Annotated in this window: 14 protein-coding genes and 1 tRNA gene; 11 read left to right on the forward strand and 4 right to left on the reverse strand. The window is 46.8% G+C overall.

The window, feature by feature from the left end:
• Positions 1-2: 2 nt before the first annotated feature.
• Complete coding sequence (gene lexA, locus SPIGRAPES_RS06115) at positions 3-623, forward strand: transcriptional repressor LexA (protein WP_014269898.1); 621 nt, start codon at positions 3-5, stop codon at positions 621-623.
• Positions 620-1,669: a DNA polymerase III subunit delta gene (gene holA / locus SPIGRAPES_RS06120; RefSeq protein ID WP_014269899.1), complete on the forward strand. Its 1,050-nt coding sequence runs from the start codon at positions 620-622 to the stop codon at positions 1,667-1,669. Before lexA ends, holA begins: the two co-directional genes overlap by 4 nt.
• Here holA and uvrC read toward each other — a convergent pair.
• Entirely contained in the window at positions 1,649-3,496 is a 1,848-nt protein-coding gene (gene uvrC / locus SPIGRAPES_RS06125; RefSeq protein ID WP_014269900.1) for an excinuclease ABC subunit UvrC, read from the reverse strand. The two genes, holA and uvrC, sit on opposite strands and share 21 nt — an antisense overlap.
• Before the next feature lie 29 nt (positions 3,497-3,525).
• On the opposite strand from uvrC, the gene SPIGRAPES_RS06130 reads away from it, so the two are divergent.
• Both SPIGRAPES_RS06130 and SPIGRAPES_RS06135 read left to right on the forward strand, forming a co-directional pair.
• Positions 3,526-4,821: an SPL family radical SAM protein gene (locus SPIGRAPES_RS06130; protein WP_245535473.1), complete on the forward strand. Its 1,296-nt coding sequence runs from the start codon at positions 3,526-3,528 to the stop codon at positions 4,819-4,821.
• Positions 4,822-4,925: 104 nt separating this feature from the next.
• The gene (locus tag SPIGRAPES_RS06135) at positions 4,926-5,849 is read left to right on the forward strand and encodes a 2-oxo acid dehydrogenase subunit E2 (RefSeq protein WP_014269902.1); all 924 of its coding nucleotides are present in this window, start codon (positions 4,926-4,928) and stop codon (positions 5,847-5,849) included.
• Here the strand turns inward: SPIGRAPES_RS06135 and thyX are convergent.
• Together thyX and SPIGRAPES_RS06145 are read right to left on the reverse strand one after the other, a co-directional pair.
• Positions 5,836-6,657, reverse strand: a complete 822-nt coding sequence (thyX, locus tag SPIGRAPES_RS06140) for an FAD-dependent thymidylate synthase (RefSeq protein ID WP_014269903.1) — start codon at positions 6,655-6,657, stop codon at positions 5,836-5,838. The two genes, SPIGRAPES_RS06135 and thyX, sit on opposite strands and share 14 nt — an antisense overlap.
• Before the next feature lie 61 nt (positions 6,658-6,718).
• Positions 6,719-7,489 (reverse strand): RsmE family RNA methyltransferase, encoded by a 771-nt coding sequence (locus SPIGRAPES_RS06145; protein WP_245535474.1) that lies wholly within the window; start codon positions 7,487-7,489, stop codon positions 6,719-6,721.
• Between SPIGRAPES_RS06145 and lplA the strand changes: the two genes are divergently transcribed.
• Entirely contained in the window at positions 7,488-8,450 is a 963-nt protein-coding gene (gene lplA, locus SPIGRAPES_RS06150; protein WP_014269905.1) for a lipoate--protein ligase, read from the forward strand. The genes SPIGRAPES_RS06145 and lplA overlap by 2 nt on opposite strands.
• Here lplA and malQ read toward each other — a convergent pair.
• Positions 8,447-9,970, reverse strand: a complete 1,524-nt coding sequence (gene malQ, locus SPIGRAPES_RS06155) for a 4-alpha-glucanotransferase (RefSeq protein WP_041384486.1) — start codon at positions 9,968-9,970, stop codon at positions 8,447-8,449. The two genes, lplA and malQ, sit on opposite strands and share 4 nt — an antisense overlap.
• Positions 9,971-10,075: 105 nt before the next feature.
• Between malQ and SPIGRAPES_RS06160 the strand changes: the two genes are divergently transcribed.
• From SPIGRAPES_RS06160 to SPIGRAPES_RS06185, 6 genes are all read left to right on the forward strand, one after another.
• A complete protein-coding gene (locus SPIGRAPES_RS06160) occupies positions 10,076-10,579 on the forward strand; it encodes a CarD family transcriptional regulator (protein ID WP_014269907.1) in 504 nt (167 codons plus the stop codon).
• 1 nt (position 10,580) lies between these two features.
• Entirely contained in the window at positions 10,581-11,393 is an 813-nt protein-coding gene (locus SPIGRAPES_RS06165; RefSeq protein ID WP_014269908.1) for an IspD/TarI family cytidylyltransferase, read from the forward strand.
• Complete coding sequence (gene ispF, locus SPIGRAPES_RS06170) at positions 11,390-11,872, forward strand: 2-C-methyl-D-erythritol 2,4-cyclodiphosphate synthase (RefSeq protein WP_014269909.1); 483 nt, start codon at positions 11,390-11,392, stop codon at positions 11,870-11,872. The genes SPIGRAPES_RS06165 and ispF overlap by 4 nt, the downstream gene beginning before the upstream one ends.
• A 35-nt stretch (positions 11,873-11,907) precedes the next feature.
• Positions 11,908-11,991: transfer RNA gene (locus SPIGRAPES_RS06175), tRNA-Leu, on the forward strand.
• Positions 11,992-12,128: 137 nt separating this feature from the next.
• Positions 12,129-12,419: a hypothetical protein gene (locus SPIGRAPES_RS06180; RefSeq protein WP_041384488.1), complete on the forward strand. Its 291-nt coding sequence runs from the start codon at positions 12,129-12,131 to the stop codon at positions 12,417-12,419.
• Between the two features lie 27 nt (positions 12,420-12,446).
• Entirely contained in the window at positions 12,447-13,265 is an 819-nt protein-coding gene (locus SPIGRAPES_RS06185) for a tyrosine-type recombinase/integrase (protein ID WP_041384489.1), read from the forward strand.
• Positions 13,266-13,584: the final 319 nt, after the last annotated feature.

Consider the following 13,584-nt stretch of genomic DNA (forward strand, 5'->3'; position numbering starts at 1 on the left):
ACATGAGAGAACTTACGGAACGCCAGAAAGAAGTAGCCTCCTTTATCAGTAAATTCATCCAAAAAAAGAATTATGCACCTTCGGTAAGGGATATTGCAGAACACTTCAATTTTTCCGTAAAAGCCGCCCATGACCATCTCAAAGCCCTTGAGGCAAAAAACGTAATCAAGACTACCGATGGCATATCGCGGTCAATCGAAATCATTGGGGAAGACTATTCACCGCGGGCAGAGATGATCGATATCCCGGTAATCGGTACGATAGCCGCAGGGCTTCCCTTGATGAGCGAACAAAATACCGAATATTTGCTCAATTTACCCATCAGCATGCTCCCAAACACCCATTCCACCTATTTTGCCTTGAAGGTCAGGGGGGAAAGCATGATTGAAATCGGAATTTTCGATGGGGACATCGCCATTCTGAAAAAATGTGAGACAGCAAACAGCGGTGATATTGTAGCTGCCTCGGTAGGCGAGGACGAACAAGGTATTACACTCAAGGGTTACTACCCCTCCAATGGGAATATCGAACTCAGACCGGCCAATTCGTCGATGGGTTCCATCATTACCCGCTCTTGTCGTGTCTTTGGCAAACTCTCGCTTTTGATAAGAAATTACGCATGATCGGACCATCATACCTCCTGCTAGGGCCAGAAACAGGTGAGAAGGAACAACGGCTCAAGGAAATTCGCAACGAACTGAGAAAACAGATCGGCTCAGATCCTGAATTGCATCGTTTCTATCCGTTCGAGACGGAAAACGGGGAAATCTTTGCAGCGTTGGATAACAACTCGCTGTTCGCGGAGTACCGGCTTGTCTTGCTCAGCCAGGCAGAGTCTATGAGTGCCTCCCTGACAACCTCCATTGCCCAGTATCTGGCCCATCCGAGTACCTCGGCAACCCTGGTGATACTATCGAGTGATACTTCGGTCTCTGCAAAAATCATGAAAGCAGTGCCAAAGGAAAATACCAAAGTATTCTACGAGTTGTTCGACAACCAGAAAACAGACTGGGTGCGGAATTTTTTCCGTCGGTTCGGCCTTACCATCACCTCTGATGCTATCGACTTATTATTGGACCTGATAGAAAACAACACACAGGAATTGAGAACCGTTTGTACACAGCTTGCCATGTTCTGGCAGACCGGGGAGAAAAAGGTTGCCATCGGAGAGGATGATGTTGAAGCCTACATCCACCATAGCAGGCAGGAAGATGCCTTCACCCTTTTCCCTGAAATAGCTGCCGGTTCTTTCAAACAAAGCATTGATACCTTGCATAGCATTCTTGGCAGCGGGGACAGCGGGGCCCCAATCCTTTTGGTTTCCGGCCTTCTCTGGCAATTCAGGCGTCTGCTTTCCATTCAAGAGTCAATTGCTTCCGGGAAAAGCGAATACGAGGCTTTCAGCAGTGCAAGTGTACTGGGAAAAGCATCTTCGTTGCGAAATCCCAAGGACAAATCGACCTACCATACGGCACTAGCAACCTATAGCCTGGAACAATGCAGAGACATTATCACTGTTTTATCTGATGCGGATATTTCGAGCAAGGAAGCAGGAAATGATCTGGTTGAATTGGTACTGGAGCAGATGCTCTACCAAATCATCATAAAGAAAGGTAAAAAAACCCAGGGAATACCCTTTGCTTCGTTTTTACAGCGTAAGGGTCTTTAATATTCTCTGGGCAACCACCAGTGGTATATGAGCTTCCTGTGCCAGCTCCTTATCGGTTTTCTTGAGCATTTCTTCCATACTCCCAAACGTTTTCATCAGTGCCTGGCTTCGCGTTTTCCCTATGCCCTCCACAGATTCCAGAAGTTTGAAGGATGCCTCATGGCTACGCATTGCCTGGTTTGCACTGGTTGCGAATCGATGGCATTCGTCACGCACGGCAATGAGAAGCCTCAAGGCTTCGCTATGTTCAGGGAGAAGAAGCGATTCCCTTCCGTCATCAAATACGATTTCCTCCACATCCTTGGCCAATCCGACAACAGGAATATCGAACAGGGAAAGATCATCAAGCACCTCACGTACGGCATTTACCTGCCCTTTGCCCCCATCGATAACCAAAAGGTCGGGACGTTCAAGGTTCTCGTTGAGAATCTTCGTATAACGACGGGCAACAGCCTCCCTCATCGCTTCATAGTCGTCAATCTTGCCCCCAAGGGTACGCATGTTATACCTGCGGTAGTTTGGCTTATCAGGGTTGCCATCACGGAAGGATATCAAGGACGCAACGGTATATTTGCCCGATAACTGGGCAATATCGAACCCTTCTATCAACGAGGGAGGACTTTCGAGATCGAGGAATTTGGCAAGCAGTTCCAAGGCCGGGGTATTGTCCCGGCTTTTCAAACGCTTCTCCACATCGCGGGATGCATTCTCACTGGCCATTCGCAAAATCCTGAAGTGTTTCCCTTCGAGGGGAACCGAGACCTCAAGCCTCCCCTTCAACTGTTCAACGAAATATCTCCTGATCAATTCGACATCAATTTCATGCGAGACATAGAGAAACTGGGGAAGTTTCAGGCCATCGGCATAATACTGCACAAGGAAATTGAGCAGGGTCTCGGTTTCGTCGCCAAGCGTCTCCGCCCGGTAAAGCGCCCTTCCGATCAAGCGGCCGTCGCGCATCTGCATGAGAGAAATGGTACAGAGAGGCCCACGCATCTCGATGGCTGCGTAATCGCGACTTTCCTGGACAAAATCCTCAACCTGCTGTTCAGTGGAAATTACTTTTATTGCATTGAGCAGGTCCCGTTTGGTTGCTGCATCCTCGAATCGCAGGGCTTTGCTCGCCTCTTGCATATCCTTGGTCAAATCCTTTACCAATTGCTCGTTGTGCCCCTCAAGCATGTTTTTTACAGCCGTAATGGATTTACGATATTCCTCTTCGCTCACCATTGAGGCACAAGGCCCGGAACACAGTCCAATATGATAATAAAGACAGGGTTTTTCCCTTTTTTTCAAAGGAATGCTACATCTTCTGAGCGGAAAGAGCTTCTTGATCAGATCCAGACACATCTCCAGCTTCCCTGCATCGGGAAACGGCCCGTAGTAGGAGGAACCGTCATTGATAATCCGCCTTGTTTTGAATACCTTTGGAAAGGGTTCAGCGGTTATGCGGATCATTGGGTAGCTTTTCCCGTCTTTGAGAGAGATATTGTAGTGCGGAGAATATTTCTTTATAAGGTTATTCTCGAGAATAAGGGCTTCGTATTCGTTTCCCGTTATTATATGTTCTATGCGTACGATCTTCTTGACCAATGCAGCGGTCTTGGCATTTCGATTGGCCAAAAAGTAACTGGTAACGCGTTTGCGCAAGTCCTTGGCCTTACCAACATAAATAATCGCATCATCTTTATCACGCATGAGATAGACACCACTTACATGGGGCAATTCTTTTGCCTGTGTCGCAGGCTCACTTGCCTCCATCACTGCAGTACCGATACTTTCGACTTCGGCTTCGCTGCTATAGGGTATGGAATCTTTCTTTTTCATACTAAAGAGAATACCTATACTGCCTTGTTTTGGCAATCAAGAAACTATACACTGAGGCCATGGACCATCCTTTATTTCATAAGCTCCCGGAACCGGAACAGCAGTATATAGCAAATCTTGAAAAAACCTATCATTTCAGTTTCCAGGAACAACGACAATTGCTGGAAACCGCCTCTGATCTGATCCAGTGGCAGAAAGGGCCCTTGTCCTCCTGGATTGACGAAAACAAGGCAAACAAAGTACAGGGAAGCAGAAGAGCAAAACTCCTTGTATCCGACCTTTTGGCAAAAGTCCAAAAGGAAAGGCAAAAACCTACAGACTATAGTGATTTTTCACCGGAACAAAGGCTCCCTGACAAATACCAGAGCATTCTGGTAACCGCTGACAAACTCATGGGGCGTTGCCCCTGCCCTGTAGAGGGGGAAAAAACCAGATGTTGCAACCTAAAAACCCTCGATGCGGTACAACAGTGTGCTTTTGGGTGTTCCTATTGCTCAATCCAATCATTTTATAACAGCCACCAGATTCAGGTGGTTGGGAATCTCAAGGAACGTCTGGAGTCAATCGAATTGGATGAGGATACCTGGCATATAGGCACTGGGCAATCGAGTGATTCGCTACTCTGGGGGAACGATTACGGGACCCTTGATGCACTTTGCATCCTTGCGAAACGCTATCCTGGCACCATTATCGAATTGAAAACAAAAAGCCAGCGTACAGACTGGACCCAAATGCCGTCCCTACCAAAAAACATAGTTGCTACCTGGTCCTTGAATGCCCCCACCATCATTGAAAAAGAGGAACATCTCACCGCAAGTCTCGAAGGGCGGATCGAGGCAGCGAGAAAAGCAGCAGACAAAGGAATCCCTATAGGATTCCATCTCCACCCAATGGTTTATTTTGAAGGCTGGCAACAAGAATACAAAAAAGTTATAGATTTGGTGACTGCCACCTTCGACGCCAGTGAACTGGTACTGTTTTCATTCGGTACCCTCACGTTTACCAAAGCAGTACTGAAAGAACTCAGGGAACAGCACAGGGAAAGCAGAATCCTTGACATGGATCTGACAGCGGCAGCAGGCAAATATTCCTATCCTCTTGCGACGAAACGGGAAATGTTTTCCTTCGCCTATGCCCAGTTCCCTAGGATTTGGAAAGAAGAAGGCCCCTTCTTCTATCTCTGCATGGAAGATCCCTCGCTCTGGGAACCTACCTTTGGCTATAGCTACGAAAATGACCGTTTATTCGAGGCCGCTATGAAAAGTGCATATACGGCCACCATTGAATGTTTCAGAAAAGTAAATGACCCTGTTTCCTATCTGTAAATTTGCGAAATATCATTTGCGGAATATCATTTCTTTTTTTCTTGCTCGCCTCCGTCATAGGAGCTACACTTATACAGATTTTATCATTGCAATAAGGATCTTTTATGAATAAACGCAACGACGCAGTACGCGTATATGATATTCTCCCGTACAAGCAGATTTTTCCATTTATCATGAAAAAACGAAGTGAGGCCTTGGTTTTCCAAAGTATGATCATAGATTTGACAAAGACTGTCGAGTTTATCAAGACAAACAAAGCCCCTGACGGAAGATCATACCGGGTTTTTGAGGTATTCATTGCAGCAATTCTTAGGACAATAGCCCTCAGACCAGAATTGAATCGCTTTCTGGCAAACAATAAATATTGGCAAAGAAATGAATTGTCCGTAAATTTTGTGGTCAAGGAAGATTATACAGACGATGCCCCTGAACACAGTATGCCGCTGTATTTCAAGGAAGAGATGACCCTTCCCGAAATTGCCGATATTATCAATAAGGCTATCCTCGAGCAAAGGAACCCTTCAAACGATTCTTCAACCGATGCCTTGATACGATTCTTTCTCCGTTTTCCCCAGTGGTTCATTAAAGCCTTTGTTATCTTTGCAAGCAATCTGGACAAACACGGGAGAGCCCCCAGGGCACTGAGGGAAGCCGATGGCCTGCATACCACTATTTTTATCAGCAATATGGGAAGCATCGGCCTGGGAGGCGGAAGCCCCCATCACCATCTGTATGAATGGGGTACCACGAGTCTGTTCGCTACCATGGGAATAATGCGGAGAACCCGAAAGAAAGTCGGGGACAAGACAATAATCACAGACTCGATGGAAGTGGGGTTTACCGTTGACGAACGGATCACCGATGGATTCTATTTCACCAAGTCGATCAAGATAATGCAGGACCTGCTCAACAACCCTGCCTCCTTGATGGAACGGCCGGTGCTCCCACCAAAGCCGTTGACCAAGAAAGAATTCTCGAAAAAATTGAAAGAAAAGAAATTGCAGGATAAGATGGCTACTTCAGTTTAGCCTCGAATAGTTCCCTGTTTCTGCCAGTAAGCGGGTTTTCCATTCCAGATAGCATTGATTTTAGCGCAGCCAATTCGCTTGCGCTGAAATTCGTGCCGCCCACTTTATATTCTTCAAAAGCCTCTGTGGCGATAGGACAGACAGTCTTGACCATTTCCAGGATTGTCTGTGCATACACGCGAATTTCATATTGTGCATGGGCATCGAGACGCAACTGCAAAAAATGAAAAAGGTTATGTAGGTCCATCTGCCAGTACCATTCGGTATACATGCTCAAAGGAAGGTCTATCCTTGACAATTCCCGGGCTATTCCAAGGTTGAGGAGTTTCTCGTAGTTCTCATAGCTTCTCTTCTGGTCTTCTTCGAGGATGGAGAGGACCTGGTTGGCCAAAGCATCGTCAACACATTCGTTTCTTCGTCCCTGTTTGTTATCGTCGCTCTGCAAATTGATGTGTTCCTTGTCAGGGCGGTAACACTCATCGGTCATGACGCTATAGCGACCGCTTATTTCGTTTACACGGCCTGTCCTGTGACGGATCCACTGCCTTGCCACGAATATGGGCATCTTGATATGGAAGGTGAAATTGACCTGTTCAAACGGTGAGGTATGGTCGTTGCGAAGCAGATAGGTTATCAAACCCTTGTCCTGCCGATAGGATTTCGTACCGCTGCCATAGGAAACCCGGGCACTTTGGACGATACGCTCATCACTACCGAGATAATCCACAAGACGAACAAAACCATGGTCGAGGACAGCGAATTCCTTGTCTAATATTTCTTCTGCAGCACTTACAATGCAATGGGCCATACGTATCTCCTAATTCTTAATCAAGGGCATTATGCTAAAAAAAAGCCAGAGAAACAAGGCTTCAAAGCAATCCCATCCTGCCTAGCAATACGCCAAGCCCGGCAGAACAGGCTGTCTCCGTACGCAAGATCCTGGCACCTAAGGTTGCCGGGACAAAACCCGAGGACATCATCACATCCCGTTCCCTGTCACTGAATCCCCTCTCGGGTCCTATGGCCAGTACCACAGGCACGTCAGAACCTATCTCCATGCTTGAAAGAGGTTTGCTTTCCAGCACATTATCAAGGAGAATCCTTTTTGTATTGGCAAGGAGCAGATGCATCGCATGGTCGACCGAACGGGCAAAAAGTACTTCACTGACGCCGGTTTCCCCACTTTGCATCGCACCGTCGAGCAGGATGGATTTATACTCTCCCGACTTGTAGAGATTTGCATTCGCATAGGATTTCTCGGTGGTGTCGCACCCGGTGAGCAAAATTCTTTCAACCCCAAGGCTCACAGCCTCCCTGAGGATCCTTTTCATACAGATGGGCCGTACCTGCGCCAGCAGCAACGTAACAGGATAGAGGTGGGAAGAATTGTCATGTTGTGCGACAAACCTGAAATGGACGCCAGTCTCATCGATCGAGGTAATCGTGGCTAGGCCTTTCTGCTTGTTTGTAACACCGGCAAGAAACTGGTCACCTTCTTTCAAATGAAGTATTTTCTGGATATGTTCACCCCGATAATCAGAAAAAGGGAGGAAATTTTCAGCTGAAAGTTCGTCAAAGAGGATGATATTCATGGGCGAAAGTATAGCATAGCCGAAAACATGGGGATAGAGTGTTTCCATGGACAATGCAATCTATATCGCAACAACACATAACTGCGCTGCCAATCTGGCAGGCGAGGCCTACCTGCTTGGTCAAGAATATGACCATATCCTCTATCTGTGGGTAAATGACCCGTGTATCGTCATCGGACGATTCCAGAATCCGTTTTCCGAATGCAATCTCGAGGCAATGGAAAAAGACCATGTACAGCTGGTACGCCGGCAAAGTGGAGGCGGGGCTGTCTACCATGACCAAGGGAATCTCTGTTTTACGTTCGTGGGGAAAAAAGACGTTTCCTCGAAAGAAGAGAACTTCAAGATAGTCCTTGATGCCCTTCGTTCTCTCGGTATTGAAGGCGAACTCTCAGGACGGAATGATATAGTCATGCAAGGCAAGAAGATATCGGGAAATGCTTTCCAGACCACCAAGGATAAGTTCTGCCACCATGGCACGCTACTGGTCAACAGCGATTTGTCGGTGATGGGAAACTACCTCACCCCGAGTAGTTCCAAACTTGCTTCCAAAGCAGTGAAATCAGTTGCCTCAAGGGTGGGAAACCTGCAACAGGCAAAAGGTGACATTGAGATGAAAATGGTTGAGGACGCCCTTATCGTTGCATTCTGCAAAGCGTATGGACCTACCGAGATAGAGGAAATAGATTTTTTAAATTTTCCTGAATCCCAACGGGATTTCCATCTCTTCGGGGACAAGGAAACCATTCTCAGCAAAACCCCGCAGTTTTCCCATGCAATCTCGCACAGATATTCCTGGGGTGAAGCAACCGTGCATCTGGATATTATCAAGGGAGTGATCGAGACAGCACGCGTGTATACCGATTGTCTCGACACCAACCTTGTCCCCCAGATAGAGAAATGCCTGAACAGCGTACCTTACAGGAAGGAAGCTCTCCAGGCAGTTGTGGACATTGAACAGGATGAAAGAGTGCTGGAATTGGTATCTTTCCTTATCAGTCAGCTCTAAGCCCCTATTCTCCCGTAAATTTCGATGAGGCCTCGCAGTCGGTCAATTCGCCACATATCGATATCGAGGGAATGTAGCTGCCAGCTCCAGTTGTTTTGCCCACAGGTGGAAGGGACATTCATGCGCCCCTCACTCCCAAGGCCAAGAAGGTCCTGCATGGGCAGGATTGCATACTGGGAAGCACTCATCATCAGGACCCTGATCATTTGCCAGAGTACCTGGTCATCGGGGGCCTCAAGGTAACGCCTGACTTTGTCCTTGGTCACTCCATCAAGTTCGTTATACCAGCCTTGGGTTGTATTGTTGTCATGCGTACCGGTATATATGACGCTGTTATACTGGCAGTTATGGGGAAGATAGGCATTGGTGGTGTCAAGTTTCCCATTTTCCAGGTTGAAGGCAAACTGAAGGATTTTCATTCCCGGTAGGTTGTTGCTGTCTCTCAACTGCTCTACATCCTCGGTTATCACCCCGAGATCCTCGGCAATAAGGGGAATCTGGTCCCCAAGGGCTTGTTTCAAGGCTGCCATGAGTTTCTCGCCGGGAGCCGGAACCCAGGTCCCCTTGACCGCCGTGGTCTCGCCCTGGGGGACTTCCCAATAGGCAGCGAACCCACGGAAGTGGTCGATCCTGATAATATCACAGAGCTTAAGTGTCTGTTCAATCCTTTTGATCCACCAGGCAAAGTTTTCTTTCTCATGCTCTTTCCAGTTATAGACAGGATTTCCCCAAAGCTGGCCATCCGAGGAGAAAGCATCTGGGGGAACGCCGCTGGAAGCAGTCTGCATTCCATCTTTGTCCATTTTCAGAAGTCTGGTGTTTGTCCAGGCATCAACGCTGTCCGGTGCTACAAATATGGGAATATCACCGATTATGGAGACGCCATTGGCATTTGCATAATCCTTTACCGCCTTATACTGGGTGAAGAAAAAGTATTGCTGTACTTTGACCCGCTCTATTTCCATTTTATGGGTATCTGTTGCTTTCTTCAGGGCTGCAGGCTTTCTCAAGGTCAGGTCTTTCGGCCACATGCTATTCCATCGGGAGTCATTATATTCAGAACAAAGCACTTGATAGAGGGCGTAGTCGTCAAGCCACCAGGCATTTTCCTTGCAAAAAGAAGCATAGGCCTCTTTGTGCTTACTGTCGGCAAGGGCGAGGAAAGCGTCGGAGGCCTTTTTCAAAAGGGGTTCCTTGAATGAACGTACCATCGAGTAATCGATTCGGTTACGGGGGAATGAAGGGTGGACCAGCACATCCCCTATTTCCAAAAACCCTTCATAGGCGAGGGTTTTTAAATCAATGAGTAATTCATTCCCTGCAAAGGTAGACCTGGCGGCATAGGGAGAATCGCCATAGCCGGTTGGTCCTAGTGGAAGAATCTGCCAAAGTGTTACTTTAGCTTGTTTTAATAAGTCAATAAAAGCCATGGCTTCATCACCAAGGCTACCGATACCCAGATTAGAAGGAAGGGAAGTGGGATGCAAAAGCAATCCGCACTGTCGTTGAAGGTGTTGCATGGTTGTTACTATAATACATTTCCGTTGTTTTTGCCTATTGGGGTATCTCATGCAATTAATTTGCCCTTGCTTGTTTTAAGTCAAAAAATAGTATATAATCATGCTATGAATTCAGTGCGGAATAATGTTCAGTTTACGGTCGGAGACCATGTGGTTTACCCTCTTCAGGGAGTTGGTATAATCAAACGTGTCGAGGAACGCTCTTTCAGAGGTACCAAGACTCTCTATTATGTAATCTATCTGGATATCTCTGATATGACAGTAATGATTCCTGTAGAAAAATCAGAGGAATTGGGGATAAGGGGTATCGTGGAACAGAAAGAAGCCCAGGCTGCTATCGATTCCATTTCCAGTAGATACGAACCAATGCCTGTTGATTGGAAAGCCCGTTACCAGATGAATGTCGACTTGCTCAAGCAAGGTTCCATTGCATCCATTGCAAAGGTCGTGCAGGCTCTGTATCACCGAAGCAAGATCAAGGAACTTCCAGTCCAGGAACGCAAGCTCTATGATAATGCCCTCAGGCTTTTGATTGATGAGACTGCATTCTCCTTGGACAAGGACAAGAAGGAAATCGAAATGTTGGTTTTCTCCAGACTGGAGAAGTAACATGGGATTCCCTCTACATGCGGTCATTGTCACGGCTGCCGGACGTAGCGATAGATTCAATATAACCAAAAACGAAGGTGTAAAAAAGGAATACCTATCGATAGAGGGTCATACTGTCCTCTATCGTTCTGTCGTACCTTTTTTACAGATTCCAAATTGCCAGGCAATTGTTGTTACCTGTCCCAAAGGGATGGAAGACCAGTGCGCCGTGGCCCTTGAAGATCTCTTCGAGCAGAATCAAGTGCCGGTTGTCATTGCCAACGGAGGAGAGAGTCGTCAGGCTTCCGTGTATAATGCACTGAAAATGATCCATGACATGGCTCTTCCCATCGATTATGTTGCTATCCATGACGGAGCCCGTTGCTATATTAGTCCTTCCTTGATAATCCGTACGCTGGCAACTGCGACGGTATTCAAAGGAGCTGTCCCTGCCTTACCTCCTACCGATGCCTTGAAAACCATCGATGAGAACGGGGTTTTGTGCGGACATATCGACAGAAGCAGGACAGTCGCTGTCCAGACTCCCCAGATTTTCCATTTCCCTGAGATTTTCTATGCCCACCAGGTGGCGAACACCAACGAGAAAACCTATGTGGATGACACTGAGATTTTCTCTGATTTTGGGCAAAGCGTAGGGATTTGCGAAGGCGAACGGGAAAATAAGAAAATTACCTATATTGAAGATATTCCCGATGCCGAGCAGCAGATTGCCCAGTACCTGATCGACCTTGAGAAGGGCAGACAGAGTGCCCAGGCTGCACGGGCTCTCCATGAAGCGATGCAGAGTGTGAAGCAAGAGCAGGGAACGGTATGAGAATCGGGACCGGATGGGATATCCACCCTTTGGTGGAGGACCGCAAGCTTATCCTTGGGGGATGTCTCATTCCCCATGACAAAGGCGAGGCAGCCCACAGTGACGGTGATGTGCTTATCCATGCAATTATCGACGCTATCCTCGGTGCCTTGGCCAAAGGGGACATTGGTTCCCACTTCCCTGACAATGATTCCAGATTCAAAAATGCTGACAGCCTTCTCCTTTTACAACAGATTCGGAAAGAAGAGCTGGATGGCAAATGCACTATTTCAAATATCGACTGCACGGTTATCCTGCAAAAACCGAAGCTCAGACCGTATATCGACATGATACGGGACAACCTTTCCCAGGTACTGAACCTGCAACTGGATCAGATTTCCGTCAAGGCAAAGACAGCAGAAGGCATGCTCAACGAAGTTGGGACCGGCGACGCGATAATTGCCCAGGCAGTAGTGCTTCTCTCCCCTATTTCCTGTTGACACACTTATAAATAATATTCTATAGTTGGTCCTGCGCCCAGGTGGCGGAATTGGTAGACGCACTAGGTTCAGGTCCTAGCGGGGTCACACCTGTGAAAGTTCGAGTCTTTTCCTGGGCACTTAAGGCAAACCTTTCTATGCAAGTAAATTGCAAGGGGTTTGCCTTTCTTTTTGTCTCAATACTCCTTTCAATTTTTCGCCTCGATTTGAGTACTGTACTCAGTTGTGTACTCAATAAATAGGAGTATGAAAGAAAATGAGAGCAAAGGAACCGTTTACGCTGACAAAGAGAAATACGGGGAAAAGGGTTGTTTATTACTATTTTGTCTATGATGAAATCGGCAGGCGAAGAAAGTTCTCGACGGGGTGCACGACAAAAACCCAGGCGCTCGCTCATGTTATGGCTCTATTCAAAAGGAATGCCCTTATACCGGTGAAACAAGAACCGATCGTAGTCCTGACTTTCGGCGAATATGCCAAAGATTGGTGGACCCCTGGCTGTGATTATGTCAAGGATGAATCCGGACGGGGAAGGGATCTCACCTAGCAATACATCAAAACCAACAGGCAATTGATGGTGAAATACATCCTCCCGACGTTCAAGTCTTCTCCCCTCTCTGATATCACCGCGGCCAAGATCGAAGCCTGGCAGCGGTACCTTACTGGCAAGAAGAACCTTGCCCCGAAATCTGCAAATAATATTCTCTCGATTTTTTCTGTCATCCTGGAAGAAGCCAGGAGACAGGGCCACATCAAAACCAATCCGATCAAGGAAGTGAGAACGTTGGCTAACAAGAGCAAGCAACGTGGAATATTATCAGTCGAAGAAGCCCGAGACCTCCTCACCAATCTTTCATATTGGGATAATCCTCTGGCCTATACCGCATCCTTACTGGCAGCGTGTACAGGGATGCGTTTGAGCGAAATTCGCGCCCTACAGCATTCAGATATCAGGGATGGGTATATTCATGTCGAACACAGTGTTGATCTTCATGGCAAGCTCAAGAGTACGAAGACTGGGGATAAAAGAAACCTTCCTCTACCTGCAAGTCTGATGGACGCCTTAAAGAAGCTATCAAAGCTTTCGGGTGATTGTGATCGCATTTTTTCCGTCGCAGGGATACCTTTGGGACCGAATGCCATCAGAGATAGTCTGTACAGGGCATTGGCAGCAAAGGGAATAAAAGAAGAGGAGCGAGCAAAGAGGAACATAACTTTCCATTCATGGCGCCACTTTCTGAACTCACAACTTCTTTCACATGGTATAACCGGAGAGAAAACACGCAAGATCGCCGGCCATTCTACTGAAGAAATGACAAAACGTTATGCTCATTTCTTGGTGAATGACTTTGCCGATGTACTACAAATAACTGAGAACATTCTTCATACATAAGCTTAAAGACTATGTTTGATACAACCCCTTCCTGAAAAGGCTACAAAAGACTAAAATATATATGGTAAAAACTGATATTAACTATATGTATATTAACAATATATAAGAAACATCGTGATATCTAATAATAATGAATAATACATGGTTTTGGTGTCACAATTAGTGTCACTTTTTTTCGAAGAATACTTATCGCATGTAAATATGTAAAAAAACTCTTCGTACAGGGAAGTGGCTGAAAGACGATGTGTGATATTGGATGCTACCCTGAAAGGAAAGGGTTGGGACTTGTTTTATATGGGCTTTCAGGGAGGAAATAACT

The sequence above is a fragment of the Sphaerochaeta pleomorpha str. Grapes genome (assembly GCF_000236685.1).
GTDB lineage: Bacteria > Spirochaetota > Spirochaetia > Sphaerochaetales > Sphaerochaetaceae > Sphaerochaeta > Sphaerochaeta pleomorpha.

Coding starts and splice junctions, on each gene's coding strand:
- malQ (WP_041384486.1), bottom strand. CDS start 9,970: ATGCAACACCTTCAACGACAGTGCGGATTGCTTTTGCATCCCACTTCC.
- SPIGRAPES_RS06185 (WP_041384489.1), top strand. CDS start 12,447: ATGGTGAAATACATCCTCCCGACGTTCAAGTCTTCTCCCCTCTCTGAT.
- SPIGRAPES_RS06145 (WP_245535474.1), bottom strand. CDS start 7,489: ATGGAAACACTCTATCCCCATGTTTTCGGCTATGCTATACTTTCGCCC.
- SPIGRAPES_RS06135 (WP_014269902.1), top strand. CDS start 4,926: ATGAATAAACGCAACGACGCAGTACGCGTATATGATATTCTCCCGTAC.
- lplA (WP_014269905.1), top strand. CDS start 7,488: ATGGACAATGCAATCTATATCGCAACAACACATAACTGCGCTGCCAAT.
- holA (WP_014269899.1), top strand. CDS start 620: ATGATCGGACCATCATACCTCCTGCTAGGGCCAGAAACAGGTGAGAAG.
- ispF (WP_014269909.1), top strand. CDS start 11,390: ATGAGAATCGGGACCGGATGGGATATCCACCCTTTGGTGGAGGACCGC.
- uvrC (WP_014269900.1), bottom strand. CDS start 3,496: ATGAAAAAGAAAGATTCCATACCCTATAGCAGCGAAGCCGAAGTCGAA.
- lexA (WP_014269898.1), top strand. CDS start 3: ATGAGAGAACTTACGGAACGCCAGAAAGAAGTAGCCTCCTTTATCAGT.
- thyX (WP_014269903.1), bottom strand. CDS start 6,657: ATGGCCCATTGCATTGTAAGTGCTGCAGAAGAAATATTAGACAAGGAA.
- SPIGRAPES_RS06165 (WP_014269908.1), top strand. CDS start 10,581: ATGGGATTCCCTCTACATGCGGTCATTGTCACGGCTGCCGGACGTAGC.
- SPIGRAPES_RS06160 (WP_014269907.1), top strand. CDS start 10,076: ATGAATTCAGTGCGGAATAATGTTCAGTTTACGGTCGGAGACCATGTG.
- SPIGRAPES_RS06180 (WP_041384488.1), top strand. CDS start 12,129: ATGAGAGCAAAGGAACCGTTTACGCTGACAAAGAGAAATACGGGGAAA.